The sequence below is a fragment of the Flaviflexus massiliensis genome, assembly GCF_001375495.1.
Lineage (GTDB): Bacteria > Actinomycetota > Actinomycetes > Actinomycetales > Actinomycetaceae > Flaviflexus > Flaviflexus massiliensis.
Window position 1 is genome coordinate 492,703 of the sequence record NZ_LN831057.1, and the last position, 13,186, is coordinate 505,888.

A 13,186-nucleotide genomic window follows, 5' to 3' on the forward strand; every position below is an offset into this window, starting at 1 on the left:
CGACCATTCGACTCTCGATCAGGGCATTCCAAGGCGTCATGATCGAGAGTCGATTTGTGTGGATCATAGGGACTAGGAAGGTGCTTAGTGGATCTTGATCAGAGTCTTTCCAATCGACTTTCCGGATTCGATGTGAGCGTGAGCCTTGCTCGCGTATTGTGCATCGAATACCTTGCCGATGAGGATGTCGAGATGTCCGGCGGCGGTTCGTTCCGTCACCTCATTCCAACGCCATTCCTGTTCCTGACCGAGGTAGTTCGCAAGCGTGGGCCGGGTGATGTAGAGGCTACCGAGGGCATTGAGCCTTTGCAGGTCGAAGGGTGGGACCTGGCCTGAGGCTCCACCGAAAAGACACATGAGGCCCCGTGGTCTCAGGCAGGTGATCGTGTGATCGAAAGACGCCTTGCCCACTCCGTCGTACACGACGTCAAGCAGTCCGACTCGATCTGTCACTTGCTGTTTTATCGTGGCCCAGTCCGAGACAACGATTGAATGAGTGGTGTCGGTGAAGGCAAGCTTTTCTTCTGTACTGACAGTTCCAACGGAGATCGCACCCTGTGCGGAAGCAAGCTGACCGGCGATGCGGCCCACGCCGCCTGCAGCACCGGTGATGAGAATCTTTGTCCCTCGATCGACCGGGTAGGCGGAACGAATGAGATAGTGCGCGGTCATGCCCTGCAAGGGGAGTGCCGCTGCCGTATCCATCCGAATTGAATCGGGAACGTAGAGTGCCGCCGAGGCGGGGATTACGATCTTCTGGGCGTAGGACCCCATCTGGTTCGTCCACGCAACACGGGTGCCATCCCACCAGCCCTCAACATCTTCACCGCGGCCGATCACTCGGCCCGAGCCTTCCTGTCCGGGAATGAACGGCGTCTCTATCGTGTAAACGCCGGATCGCTGGTAGGTGTCGATAAAGTTCAATCCTGCGTACTCGACTTCGACTAGGAGCTCGCCCGGTCCGGGAACCGGATCGGGCACGTCCACCCACTCCAAGACTTCGGGACCGCCGGTCGTAGAAACACGTATTGCCTTCATGATCGTCCTCCTTGGCGCCACTTAGTTCCTAGACTAGATCGAAAGCAGACATAAGGGGAGAGAAAAATGGTAACACCGGGCAGGCTCTACATCGATCGTCAGCATCCGCTCGCATATCGGTCGGCACTTGAGTTCGCGGACACGGTTAAGCAAATTGCGGAAGAGGCGGGCCTGGGAAGGGATCTCGTTGAACTGATCAACGTCCGGTGCTCCCAAATTAACAAGTGCCCCAGCTGCCTGAAAGCCCATGTTCCCCAACTCGTGCGGTCGGGGATGGACGCGGTCAAGATTGCCGTGATTCCGGCGTGGCGGAATGCGCCCATCTTCACCGCCGAGGAACGAGCGGTGCTGGAAATGGCCGAGCTAGCCACCGAACTTCCGCAAGCGCGGGATGCTGATGTACGCTATGACGAAATCGCATCCGTCCTCACCCCCGAACAGCTTTCTGCAGCCGCCTGGATCGCCATCGCCATCAACGCCTTCAATCGCATCTCGATCCTCTCCGGACACCCGGTCAAATAGAACTGCGGAACCGGGGGAGAGGCGGACCTACCTGCTTGAAGACATGCAGTCACCTTGAAGCCAGGCAACCACCCGGCATAGCGCCGAACTTTTCCCTGCAAGGTTCGGTACTGGACTGTCCATTGCCTAGACTCATCCGTTGACCTACGCGGAAGCTGACCGGAACCGATTCGGGTGAGTTGCGCGACACATGCCCGGGTATACGGAAAAATTCGATTGCACGCTCCCTTCCCTTTGCACCCAGTTTGTGCCTTGTTAACCGGGATAATGTGAGATTATTTCGTGGCACTCCACGGAGCCCCCTACTTGAAATTAATACGGACAAACGTATACTTATACGCATGGTTAAAGTGTCTGTTGCAGGGGCATCGGGGTATGCCGGGGGAGAGGCCGTACGACTCTTGACCTCCCACCCTCAGCTCGAAATTGGTGTGCTTGCCGCGCACTCATCGCGCGGTCCAATCGGTCAGTTCCATCCCCATCTGCGAGCAATAGGGGACCGTGAGCTTGTGCCCATGGAAGCCGAGACACTTGCCGACTCCGACGTCGTCATTCTTGGCCTGCCTCATGGCGCCTCTGCCGAGATTTCAGAAGCCATCCTCCAGATCAATCCCGAGGTGCGGATCATTGACCTTGGTGCTGATCACCGCCTCGAGGACGCTTCCGCTTGGGAGGCGTTCTATGGTGGGCAGATGGCGGAACCGTGGGCGTACGCCATGCCCGAACTCATTCGTGAAGGGAAGTCGCAGCGTGAGATCCTTTCCTACTCCCGGCTCATTGCCGCCCCGGGATGCAATGCTTCGGCGGTGACCTTTGCAGCCCAGCCTGCCCTGCACGCCGGTATTGCCACCGGTGAGGGAATCGTTGCGATTCTGGCAGTCGGATACTCCGGTGCCGGCAAGGCCGCCAAGCCCCACCTCATGGCTTCCGAAGCCCTTGGAAGTCTTGCTCCCTACGGAGTAGGTGGAACCCACCGTCACATTCCCGAGATCGTGCAGAACCTCAAGAAGGCTGGTGGCACGCTAGAGACGCTCTCGTTCACCCCGGTGCTCGCCCCCGTTTCCCGTGGAATCCTCGCCACCGTGTCGATTCCTGTGAAGGAAGGGACGACCGCGGAAGACGTGAGGGACGCCTACCGGGCAACCTATGTAGATGAACCTTTCGTCCAATACAGCGAGCAGGTCCCCACAACTTCAATGGTGACCGGCGCCAATACGGCGCTCGTGCACGCGGTTCTGGACAGGGATGGACAGCGCCTGACCGCGATCTGCGCTCTCGACAACCTTGTTAAGGGCACGGCAGGTGCCGCAATCCAATCCCTCAACCTGTCCCTCGGCATCCCGGAGGATATTGGCCTGACAACGGTGGGAGTTGCCCCGTGATTACCTTTCCTCAAGGATTTGTTGCCTCCGGCGTGACAGCCGGCCTCAAAGAGTCCGGTAAACCTGACCTCGCCCTCGTGGTCAACGAGGGTCCGCTGGATGAGGCGGCCGGAGTGTTCACGACGAACCGGGTCGTGGCGTGGCCCGTGCAATGGACTCGTAATGCGCTGGCTGACGGCAGGCTCAAGGCCGTTGTACTTAATTCGGGGAACGCCAACGTTGCGACCCCTGGCGGCATGGATGTGACAACCGCGACCGCGGAGGCCGTTGCTCAGCATCTCTCACTCGAGGCGAGCGATGTTGGCGTGTGCTCGACCGGTGTTATCGGCGTGACACTTGAATCGGCTCCGCTCGTTGCTGGCGTGGCAGAGGCGGTTGCCGGCCTGGGGGTCGATGGTGGGTCTGACGCTGCCGAGGCCATCATGACAACCGATACGGTGTCGAAGCAGGCAACATTCGAGTCCGGTTTCAAGATCGGTGGCATGGCCAAGGGTGCTGGGATGATTGCCCCGGGCATGGCCACCATGCTCTGTATCATCACGACCGATGCTGTGATCGACTCCGAAAGCGCCCAAAACGTTCTCGTTGACGCGGTGAACACGACATTTAATAGGATCGATGTTGACGGTTGCATGTCGACCAACGACACGGTCCTCCTCCTAGCAAGCGGTGCCTCAGGGATCACTCCCGATCTGCAGGAGTTTGCTCGCGGAGTGAACGAGGTATGTTCCGATCTAGCGAAGCAGATGATTGGGGACGCCGAGGGTGCGAGCCACGACATTGATATTCAGGTGACCCACTCGGCAACGGAAGAGGGTGCGCTCGCGGTTGCTCGCGCAATCGCACAATCAAACCTGTTCAAGTGCGCGATCTTCGGCAATGACCCCAACTGGGGCCGCATCATCTCCGCGGCGGGAACAGTTCCCGAATCGGAAGCGCCCTTTGATCCGCAAGATCTTGCGGTCATTATTAACGGCGTGCCCGTGGCCGAGCAGGGAGTTGATACCGGCAGGCGTGATGAGGTGGACATGGCCGCGAACCGTCTCGTGACGGTTGAGTTGCAGCTGGGGTCGGGAACCGAGTCCGCCAGCATCCTCACCAACGATCTGACCTACGACTACGTGACAGAGAATTCGGCATACACAACATGAGTACGATTTTGGAACGATTGTTAGCAGCCCAAGACAAGGCGGAAGTTCTCGTCCAGGCACTGCCCTGGATTCGGGAGTTTGCGGGACAAACCGTTGTCATCAAATACGGTGGCAACGCTATGGTCAACCAGGAGCTGAAGGAAGCGTTCGCTCACGACGTCCTGTTCTTCTACCACGTGGGATTGAAGCCTGTCGTGGTGCACGGCGGTGGCCCGCAGATCAACGCCATGCTGGCCAAGCTCGGAATTGAATCCGAGTTCAGGGGCGGACTACGAGTCACCTCGGCTGAGGCCATGGAAGTTGTCCGCATGGTCCTGACCGGACAGGTGCAACGTGACCTCGTGTCCCTGCTCAATAGGGATTCTCCCTACGCGGTGGGCATGTCCGGTGAGGATGCGGCCCTGCTGACGGCGCGCAAACGCTTCATCGAGCTCGACGGCAAAAGGGTCGACCTGGGTCATGTCGGTGATGTTCACGAAGTCAACCCGGCCTCGATCCACGACCTTCTCGACAACGGCCGGATCCCCGTCATTTCCACCATCGCCATGGATGTGGAGGGGGATGGGATCCTCAACGTTAATGCGGACACTGCAGCGGCAGCGATCGCATCGGCGCTCGGAGCCTCCAAGCTCCTCATGCTGACCGACGTTGAGGGACTGTACCTGGATTGGCCCAACAAGGACTCGCTTGCGTCCGAGATCGGCACGACCGCACTGCGCGAACTGCTGCCGAAGCTCGATGCGGGAATGCGGCCGAAAATGGAGGCCGCGCTCCACGCGATTGATGGCGGGGTGAAGGCCGCGCACGTCATTGATGGGCGGATGGAGCATTCGATGCTGCTGGAAATCTTTACTGATGCGGGAGTGGGAACTCTCGTCACGGGGGACACGAAATGACGATCTCAACCTACGAATCCGTGTACATCAACGCATTCGGTACACCCTCCCTCGTGCTCGACCACGGGCAGGGCGTGCACGTGTGGGACACGGAGGGAAAGAAGTACCTGGACCTGCTGGCAGGTATCGCAGTCAACGCACTCGGCTACGCCGATCAAGCTATGGCCCGCGCAATCACTGACCAGGTGTCCAAACTGTCCCACGTCTCCAACTTCTTCACGACCGAGCCTCAAATCAATCTAGCGAAGAAGCTGGTCGAGCTCCTCGTTAGCGAAGGTGGACGCCCCGGCAAGGTGTTCCTCGCGAACTCGGGAACCGAAGCCAACGAAGGTGCGATGAAGCTTGCGATGCTCCACAAGCCGGGGGGCAAGATCGTTGCGCTTGAGGGAGCCTTCCACGGACGTACGCTCGGTGCACTTTCCATTACCCACAAGCCCGCCATCCGCGAACCCTTCGGGCAGATCCCCGGATGCGAATTTATTGTCCCCGAGGTTGAGGCGCTCGCCGGACTCGGCGATGACGTTGCAGCGATTTTCCTCGAACCCATCCAGGGTGAGCGGGGCGTCATGCCGCTGAGCGAAGAGTTCCTGCAGGAAGCTCGAGCGACCGCAGACCGCATCGGTGCGCTCCTCGTTGTTGACGAGATTCAGACGGGGATGGGACGGACCGGCCGCTGGTTTGCACACACCGCCAGTGTCCAGGCCGATGTCATCACCCTGGCCAAGGGCCTGGGAGGAGGCATGCCGATCGGTGCAATCATCGCCACCGGTGAGGCAGCTAATCTCTTCACCCCGGGAAGCCATGGCTCCACCTTCGGTGGGAACCCCGTCGCTGCAGCAGCTGCACTCGCCGTTCTTGATCGCATCACCGAACTGCTACCTCACGTGGGGGACATGGGCGAGTGGATCATGGGGGAGCTGAACGCGGCTGGTTTCGAGGTTCGTGGCCGGGGCCTGCTCCTGGGCGTCACCGTCAACGACGCACCGGGGCTCGTGACCGAGCTGCGCAAGGCCGGTTTCATTGTTAACGCAACCGGACCGGATACTCTCCGCCTTGCACCGCCACTCATCATTTCCCGTGATGAGTTTGCGCCCTTTGTGCAGGCACTGTCCGAGCTGAGGAAGTGATGTGAAAACAACGCCAACCACTCGCGCTGCCCGCCACGCGGTCATCACCGAAATCATTAGCGGATCCCAGATCGCGAGCCAGGAAGCACTCCGGCTCGAACTCCAGGACCGCGGTATTGTAGTGACCCAGGCAACGCTCTCACGAGACCTGGATGACCTGCGGGCAACCAAGGTCCGGTTCCCGGGCGGACGCCAAGGCTATGTCCTGCCCAACCCCGATGATGTTCCGGACGCCACGATCGCTGCCCGCGACTATCTGGAACGCTGGTGCAAGGACCTCCTCCTGACCGCTAAGGTCGCCTTCAACCAGGTTGTCATGCGAACCCCGCCCGGTGCGGCGCAGATACTTGCAGCGTCGGTCGACCGGGCTGTCCTCGACGGTGTCCTCGGCTGCATTGCCGGTGATGACACGGTCCTCGTCATCACAAATACCCCTGAGCGAGCACAATCGCTCGCCACCTACCTACTAAGTCTTGCTGAACAAAGAGCTACAGAGAAAGAGAAGAACGCATGAGCGCACACAAGGATCGGGTTGTCCTCGCCTACTCGGGAGGGTTGGACACATCGGTCGCCATCGGCTGGATCGCAGAACAGACTGGTAAAGAGGTTGTCACAGTCTCCGTTGACGTCGGTCAGGGCGGTGAAGACCTCGAAGCCATCCGCCAGCGCGCACTCGACTGCGGCGCAGTTGAAGCGTACGTTGCTGACGCTCGTGACGAGTTCGCCAATGAATACTGCATGCCGGCGCTCGCCGCGAATGGCCTCTACATGGATGCCTACCCGCTCGTCTCCGCAATCTCCCGCCCCACGATCGTCAAGCACCTCGTAACCGCGGCACGCCGCTTCGGAGCAGACACCGTTGCGCACGGCTGCACCGGTAAGGGCAACGACCAGGTCCGTTTCGAGGTTGGCATTACCTCGCTCGGCCCGGACCTCAAGTGCATCTCGCCCGTCCGCGACCTCGCCCTCACCCGCGAATTCGCCATCGAATACGCAAACAAGCACGATCTTCCGATCGAAACGACGCACAACAACCCGTTCTCAATCGACCAGAACGTGTGGGGCCGCGCCATCGAAACCGGCTTCCTTGAGGATATTTGGAACGCACCCACGAAGGATGTCTACTCCTACACGGATGACCCGACCTACCCGCCGCTCCCGGACGAAGTGATCATCACGTTCGAGAAGGGCATTCCGGTCGCCATTGATGGACGCAAGGTCACCCCGCTCGAAGCGATCCAGGAACTCAACAAGCGTGCCGGCGCCCAGGGTATTGGTCGCATCGATATCGTTGAGGACCGCATGGTCGGCATCAAGTCCCGTGAAATCTACGAGGCACCGGGCGCCATGACCCTCATCGAAGCCCACCGTGAGCTCGAGAACGTCACCCTGGACCGCGACCAGGCACGCTTCAAGCGCACCGTTTCGGACCAGTGGACCAACCTCGTGTACGAAGGCCAGTGGTTCTCGCCGCTCAAGCGTTCCCTCGACGCCTTCATTGCCCACACCCAGGAGTACGTGTCGGGTGACATTCGGATGACCCTGCACGGTGGTCGCGCCACCGTCACCGGGCGCCGCTCGGACACCTCGCTCTACGACTTCAACCTCGCAACCTACGATGCTGGAGATACCTTCGACCAGTCCTCAGCACGTGGCTTCATCGAGATCACCGGCCTTCCGAGCAAGCTTGCTGCCGCCCGTGATGTTGCTTTTGGTAAGGGTGAAGATCTTGGTGAATCGGTCCTGAACTAGACACAAGAAGTTCTGTACGAACCGGATCCCCTGAGTCCAAGAGTGAATTGTGCCCTGCTAGTGGTGACGAAATAGCGTCCTACTAGCAGGGCACAATTGTGCGTTGAGCGCGGGTGAGGAGGCGCGACCCTGGAATGGAAATGAATGCTCATGCTGTATCCACCCCACCCTTCAAACAATCAGGACGTCAGGGAGAAGATGAGCCGCGTGATCTTGTGAGTCCTCTGCTGTTTTGGACCCTATTGGATGACAAGCAAAAGTCCTAAAATGAATAGGGCCTGGCCGCTAATTTTTTGAGGGGGAGGTCTATTTACATGAAGGTTCTTCAGATAATTCTCGAATGGGCAGGAGTTCTGCTGTTCATCATCGGCGCCGGCACATTCATCGGGTCATTCAACTCGCTCTACACGGCAAACCTCACCCTTGAGATGAGTCGCAGCGCATCTGACACCGTTAGTTTTTATGATGTTGAGAAGCTCATGCGGGCACTTGAACTCTTCATGCTCGGAACCGCTTGGCTGATCGTAGGTTTCCTTCTCTGGTTTGGATCGCACCAGCTCAAGCGACGAGTACTTGCGACCCAGGGATCTTAACTACTCGATGCTGTCTCACTGAACTAGTCTTTGGCTCGGTCGTTTGCCACCTGCGGTATCAAAGGATTGGTCAGCACGCATAGCCTGATTCACAACACTCATGCAGTGAATGAATGAGTGTTGTTTTGCTATTGCTGTGAATTCTCTTCTCCGTGATTTGGCTACGTGGCAGGAGACTCGTGGATCCTTGCAAGTTCATTGCCAATCTTCACCCGCACTGATCTGCCGAAATCTTCGAAGCCGATGTTTGGAGCGAAGCCCGCCTCACGGAGATGTTCGGCCAAGTCATCAAGATTGGGATGTTGGAAAGAAAGCTTTATCTGTGGAGCCGCGTCGTCGTTCTCGTCAAGAACGTGAAGGGCAAGGATGCCGTCGCCATCGAACTCGGCGTAAGTTTCATCGGCACTGATGGATCGTAATTCGAGACCAAGTGACTCTAGGACCGGAATATTGTCTTTCACCTGGGAAGTGAAGAGCAGGGGAGATGCTGACAGTTCCCCGCCCCGGTCGGGCTCGTATCCAAGGTTATGGACGAGCAACTCAGGCAGGTCATAACCAACGACCGACAGGTCGGGTTGCTCGCCGGGCCTAGACACCCGCACGTAGGGGCTACTGAATCGATCAAGTCGGTCAATGTCGAGGCTCACGGAGACAGAGCCGGCGGGATCATACTGGGCGAGGAAGACACCGAGCTGCCCGCGACCAAGCCCATACACAGACCACGTATCACTTTCGGTGATTGGGGCCGCTCTGCAGGCATGAACAAACTCTTTCCAAGCTTCCGGATCCGCGGTATGGATCGTTTGGCGAATGATCATGATGAGCCTCCTCGGAGTGCGGGAACGAAGTTATTCCTCTTGTTCACGCTAGCACCTGATACCGACCATGATCAGGCAGTTACCGAATTGAGTCCATCGATAAACCCTAATTAAAAGGGGAATGGACCCCGAAGGGTCCATTCCGTCTACGCATGTTGTACCTTGTGCGATCGTTCGTTCCGACTACTCGCAGGCGATGCCGTCCCTGTCACGGTCCATGGCAACTCGGTAACCCGGCTTGCCTTCATAGATCGGGGCGGCGCCAGCGGCCCGAGCCTCCGTGCAGTTTGCGTAATAGACTTCGGCGGCCGGTGCCGGAGCTGGTGCCGGTGCAGGGACAGGAGCCTGGGTTGGAGCAGGTGCCGGTGCAGGGACAGGAGCCTGGGTTGGAGCAGGTGCCGGTGCGGGAGCAGGGGCCGGGGCCTGAGTTGGGGCTGCCTCCACCGTGGGAGCCGGTGCGGGAGTAGGTGACGTCACTTCCACAGTGGCGAGGACGTCCGAGTCAGGGATGATTTGGTCGGGGCAGTCTGTGAGGATCCGGACGATCGCGTCCTTTTCAGCCTGAGTCACCCACAGGTTGTACTTCGCCTTGACGCCTACCTGGCGTGCAACATATTCACAGCGGTAGCTCTTGTTGGCTGGAAGCCAGGTGGCGGCATCGCCATCGCCCTTCTGTGCATTACTCGAACCGTCCACCGCGAGCAGGTTAAGCGGATCGTTAGCGAACAGAGTGCGGTCCTCGAAGCTGAGCTGCTGAGCACCCTTTTGCCACGCATCAGACAGGGCCACGACATGGTCAATTTGAACGAGGCTGGAGGTGCCCTGGCCACGCTCGAACGCAATCGTGGCGCCGGTGAAGGGGCTGATGAGGGTGCCGGTTTGGACAACGCAGTCGCGGGTCCCCGGCTTGTAGGACTTATTCGTCAGGTCGCGATCAAGGATGTCATTGCGAGTATCGCAACCATTGCGGTCTGTATCAGCCCAGCGCTGACCAAACTCGTCGCGTGAATAACCGGTCTTGGGAGCGCGGCCTTTAACCTCGAGCGTCTCGACAACGTCGAGAGCCCTCACGCCTTCGATCTCTTCGGAGGAGACGACAACGGATCCGACCTCGGTGGTCGACTCCGGTTCAGGAGTTGGTTCTGGTGTAGGAGCCTGTGTGCTTGGTGCTTCAGTCGAGGGTTCCTCGGTCGTTGGCTCAGCCGTCACCGGCTCTTCTGAGACAGGTGCTTCCGTCACCACCTCTGAAGCATGACCAGCCTCAACCTCATCGAGATCAGAAGTTACGGCATTGTACGATCCCGCCAGTACAACAAGTGCAGCAATCCCCCAGAAAAGCCGACGCATAGCCGTCCCCATTTCAAAACAAGAAGGAGTTATTAACAGAAATAAATATATCTTGGGGTGACGGAGGGTTTTCGTGTCCTTCGGTGGAGATAGTCACAAGGCCCATATGTCAATGCGTTAAAAATTAGTGAACGATCATGTTTCAACACCTAATTCCTCACTAGAGAAAGGTTGCACAGAAGTGATTGGTTAACTCACAGATGCCAGGTGAACTCTCGAATCCCCACGTGCGTGGAAAAGGAAACGGACCCCGACGGGTCCGTTTTTTTGATGTGCTACGCAGAAGCTATGCGCAAATCATCCCTATTCGCAGGCGATGCCATCCCTGTCGCGATCCATAGCTGTGCGGTAGCCCGGTTCTCCGACACACAGCCGTGCCGCACCGGCAGCTCGTGCCTCCGTGCGGTTCGCGAAGTAAACATCACCAGCGGGAGCAGGTGCCGGCGCCGGAGCGGCCGCAGGTGCGGGCGCGGGTGCCTCGGTAGGAGCGGGTGCCAGAGCAGGAGCCTCAGTTGGGGCGGGTACCGGAGCTGGGGCGGTCACTTCGGCTAGTCCTTCTTCGGCGTTCGAATCGTCTGCGACAGCTTCGTCAGCAGCGGGTTCAGCTGTCACAACATCTGCTACATTTCGGCCTCGATACCGTCGTCAGAGGAGGATGAATCGAATGAGCAACCTGCTAGTGTGGCGACCGCTATGACACCCATGAAAAAACGACGCATAGTCGTCCTCATTTCAAGACAAGAAGGAGTTATTAACAAGTTCAAATATATTGTTGCGTGACTCGAGGATTCCATGTCTTCCACTGGAAACGGACACAAGATCTGACCGTGAGCGCGCTACGATAAACGAGACGTAATACCCGGGGTGCAATGGTGCACGAATGGATGGAGTGACCTGTGCGAATTGACATGCAGGGGCAGGGCCGTGAACGTGTCGGCACGGCCGACGAGCAACCTGAAGACGACTTCGTTGGCTCGGACGGCACTCCTCGGGTGACCACACCGATGCTCCGCGTTCCACAGAGACCGCCTTGGCTACAACCATCGCGTTCGCAGCCGATTGATGACGGTACCGAGGCACCCGGAGTTGAAGATGTTGCAGCGGTGCCGCCAGCGTATTCGGTCACAGAGAAGTCACTTAAGACTTCAGCGGTGACAGTTTCCGAGCTTCGTGAGCAACCGGAGATGCAGTTGACCGTGCAGGGGGCGCAGGCTGTGATAGCGGAGATCGCTGCCATGGTGGAACACGTGACGTCCGACGTCGCAGCTGAGTCGCACGCGGTCCGCAATGCTCGCATGATCCATCAATATTCCCAAGGGGCGAGCCTTGACGAAGTCGGGCAGGAATACGGTCTCACCCGTGAACGGGTGCGACAAATTATTAATAAGAGTCCGTGGCCAACGGGGCGCATTATTGATGCGCGGAAGATCCTGCGGGAGTGGGAGGCGGAGCAGGAAACCCGTCGCATCTCCGAGTCTGTTAATGACTGGTCGATGGAAAATCCCGGAGTTTCCATTGAGCAGGCGGTACGCGATCTTGAGCTTTCTCGATCAGTTATCTCTCGTGCACTGGGGGAACGTCGAACCCTCCACAGTACGTCGAGGAAACGAGCCGGTGGCCGCCGCGTATGGGAAGACCACGAGCTCATTGCTTTGCTGCGCCAATTCCACCAAGAAACTGGCTTAACATCCGCGGACGGATTCGAGCAGTGGAGCCGAGCCCGCGGCGGTCCGACGAAGCAAACTCCCTCGAACCGGTTCGGTAAATGGTCTGGTGCACTCGCCGCGGCAGGTATCGAAGGTTCGTATTCCGTGGAGCGAGAACGGGCTCATAGTGACGATGACCTGTGGGCGGCGATTGTTGAATTCTTTACGGAACCGCGCGAGGGATATACGTATCGGCATCTTGAAGAGTGGCTTGCAGCAGTACCAGGGCGACCATCGGGTGCGCTCCTGCGCATCCGGTTGAGTGGAACTTGGCTTGACATGTCGCGTACTGGGCAGCGTCTCGCCGCGGGATTTGTTGATAAGCACGATCCGAACTGGGTTGCTGATGTGAGGAAACGTCGAGACTGGTCGACTTTTGTCCGCGAAGATATTAACTATGAGGATCATCTGCGCAGAGCGCTGGCCGAGATTGGTCCGGTCCTCACCATTGCTGCCTATTCACAGTGGGCGAAGGAAAATAATGCCCCGAACGGAAACGTGCTCGTAAGAAATAGTGAACTGTCGTGGAATGAACTTGTGAGGTCGGTTGGGGGTAGGCCGGGGCAACGGGGGAAGTACATGAACATGAGCGATGATGAGCTGATCTCTCCGCTTGTCGACTATTGCCGCACACACAACGTCGTGACCTTCACCGGTTATGAGGAGTGGTCACGTGAGCACGACAAACCCCGCCCAACCACTCTCGTCAAGAGATTCGGAAGCTGGGAAGAAACCGTGCAACGTGCCCGCCAGCATGCCGATACCGCGGTCTCTTCACCACGAACCAGTAACAAAATCACCCGACGCATTTAACAGGTGAGGGGTCGGCCACCCCAAGTGGTGACCGACCCCTG

The 13,186-nt window shown here is 58.4% G+C and carries 13 protein-coding genes; 9 read left to right on the forward strand and 4 right to left on the reverse strand.

The features are described from left to right. Positions 1-84: 84 nt before the first annotated feature. Complete coding sequence (locus BN1241_RS03810; RefSeq protein ID WP_054952366.1) at positions 85-1,038, reverse strand: quinone oxidoreductase family protein; 954 nt, start codon at positions 1,036-1,038, stop codon at positions 85-87. Positions 1,039-1,104: 66 nt separating this feature from the next. On the opposite strand from BN1241_RS03810, the gene BN1241_RS03815 reads away from it, so the two are divergent. From BN1241_RS03815 to BN1241_RS03850, 8 genes are all read left to right on the forward strand, one after another. Then, positions 1,105-1,560, forward strand: coding sequence for a carboxymuconolactone decarboxylase family protein (locus BN1241_RS03815; RefSeq protein WP_054952367.1), 456 nt, complete (start codon positions 1,105-1,107; stop codon positions 1,558-1,560). Positions 1,561-1,901: 341 nt separating this feature from the next. Further along, positions 1,902-2,942: an N-acetyl-gamma-glutamyl-phosphate reductase gene (gene argC, locus BN1241_RS03820; RefSeq protein WP_054952368.1), complete on the forward strand. Its 1,041-nt coding sequence runs from the start codon at positions 1,902-1,904 to the stop codon at positions 2,940-2,942. Further along, the gene (gene argJ / locus BN1241_RS03825) at positions 2,939-4,093 is read left to right on the forward strand and encodes a bifunctional glutamate N-acetyltransferase/amino-acid acetyltransferase ArgJ (protein WP_054952369.1); all 1,155 of its coding nucleotides are present in this window, start codon (positions 2,939-2,941) and stop codon (positions 4,091-4,093) included. The genes argC and argJ overlap by 4 nt, the downstream gene beginning before the upstream one ends. Next, positions 4,090-4,989, forward strand: a complete 900-nt coding sequence (argB, locus tag BN1241_RS03830) for an acetylglutamate kinase (RefSeq protein WP_054952370.1) — start codon at positions 4,090-4,092, stop codon at positions 4,987-4,989. The genes argJ and argB overlap by 4 nt, the downstream gene beginning before the upstream one ends. Further along, on the forward strand, positions 4,986-6,116 hold the full coding sequence (locus BN1241_RS03835; protein ID WP_054952371.1) for an acetylornithine transaminase: 1,131 nt from the start codon (positions 4,986-4,988) through the stop codon (positions 6,114-6,116). Before argB ends, BN1241_RS03835 begins: the two co-directional genes overlap by 4 nt. A gap of 1 nt (position 6,117) precedes the next feature. After that, positions 6,118-6,630, forward strand: coding sequence for an arginine repressor (locus BN1241_RS03840; RefSeq protein WP_054952372.1), 513 nt, complete (start codon positions 6,118-6,120; stop codon positions 6,628-6,630). Further along, positions 6,627-7,868, forward strand: coding sequence for an argininosuccinate synthase (locus BN1241_RS03845; RefSeq protein ID WP_054952373.1), 1,242 nt, complete (start codon positions 6,627-6,629; stop codon positions 7,866-7,868). The genes BN1241_RS03840 and BN1241_RS03845 overlap by 4 nt, the downstream gene beginning before the upstream one ends. A 314-nt stretch (positions 7,869-8,182) precedes the next feature. Further along, positions 8,183-8,461, forward strand: a complete 279-nt coding sequence (locus BN1241_RS03850; RefSeq protein ID WP_054952374.1) for a hypothetical protein — start codon at positions 8,183-8,185, stop codon at positions 8,459-8,461. A gap of 161 nt (positions 8,462-8,622) precedes the next feature. On the opposite strand, the gene BN1241_RS03855 is transcribed toward BN1241_RS03850, so the two are convergent. The 3 genes from BN1241_RS03855 to BN1241_RS03865 all read right to left on the reverse strand — a co-directional run bounded on the left by BN1241_RS03855 (position 8,623) and on the right by BN1241_RS03865 (position 11,238). Then, positions 8,623-9,279, reverse strand: coding sequence for a VOC family protein (locus tag BN1241_RS03855; RefSeq protein ID WP_054952375.1), 657 nt, complete (start codon positions 9,277-9,279; stop codon positions 8,623-8,625). Positions 9,280-9,462: 183 nt separating this feature from the next. Beyond that, the gene (locus BN1241_RS13570) at positions 9,463-10,626 is read right to left on the reverse strand and encodes a GmrSD restriction endonuclease domain-containing protein (RefSeq protein WP_054952376.1); all 1,164 of its coding nucleotides are present in this window, start codon (positions 10,624-10,626) and stop codon (positions 9,463-9,465) included. Between the two features lie 303 nt (positions 10,627-10,929). Then, the gene (locus tag BN1241_RS03865) at positions 10,930-11,238 is read right to left on the reverse strand and encodes an excalibur calcium-binding domain-containing protein (protein WP_054952377.1); all 309 of its coding nucleotides are present in this window, start codon (positions 11,236-11,238) and stop codon (positions 10,930-10,932) included. Positions 11,239-11,522: 284 nt separating this feature from the next. On the opposite strand from BN1241_RS03865, the gene BN1241_RS03870 reads away from it, so the two are divergent. Continuing rightward, on the forward strand, positions 11,523-13,145 hold the full coding sequence (locus BN1241_RS03870; protein WP_054952378.1) for a homing endonuclease associated repeat-containing protein: 1,623 nt from the start codon (positions 11,523-11,525) through the stop codon (positions 13,143-13,145). The last annotated feature ends 41 nt before the right edge of the window (positions 13,146-13,186 follow it).

Excerpts from the sequence above, each read along its gene's own strand:
- BN1241_RS03845 (WP_054952373.1), top strand. The coding sequence starts at position 6,627 with ATGAGCGCACACAAGGATCGGGTTGTCCTCGCCTACTCGGGAGGGTTG.
- BN1241_RS03810 (WP_054952366.1), bottom strand. The coding sequence starts at position 1,038 with ATGAAGGCAATACGTGTTTCTACGACCGGCGGTCCCGAAGTCTTGGAG.
- argC (WP_054952368.1), top strand. The coding sequence starts at position 1,902 with ATGGTTAAAGTGTCTGTTGCAGGGGCATCGGGGTATGCCGGGGGAGAG.
- BN1241_RS03850 (WP_054952374.1), top strand. The coding sequence starts at position 8,183 with ATGAAGGTTCTTCAGATAATTCTCGAATGGGCAGGAGTTCTGCTGTTC.
- BN1241_RS03815 (WP_054952367.1), top strand. The coding sequence starts at position 1,105 with ATGGTAACACCGGGCAGGCTCTACATCGATCGTCAGCATCCGCTCGCA.
- argB (WP_054952370.1), top strand. The coding sequence starts at position 4,090 with ATGAGTACGATTTTGGAACGATTGTTAGCAGCCCAAGACAAGGCGGAA.
- BN1241_RS13570 (WP_054952376.1), bottom strand. The coding sequence starts at position 10,626 with ATGCGTCGGCTTTTCTGGGGGATTGCTGCACTTGTTGTACTGGCGGGA.
- BN1241_RS03855 (WP_054952375.1), bottom strand. The coding sequence starts at position 9,279 with ATGATCATTCGCCAAACGATCCATACCGCGGATCCGGAAGCTTGGAAA.
- BN1241_RS03835 (WP_054952371.1), top strand. The coding sequence starts at position 4,986 with ATGACGATCTCAACCTACGAATCCGTGTACATCAACGCATTCGGTACA.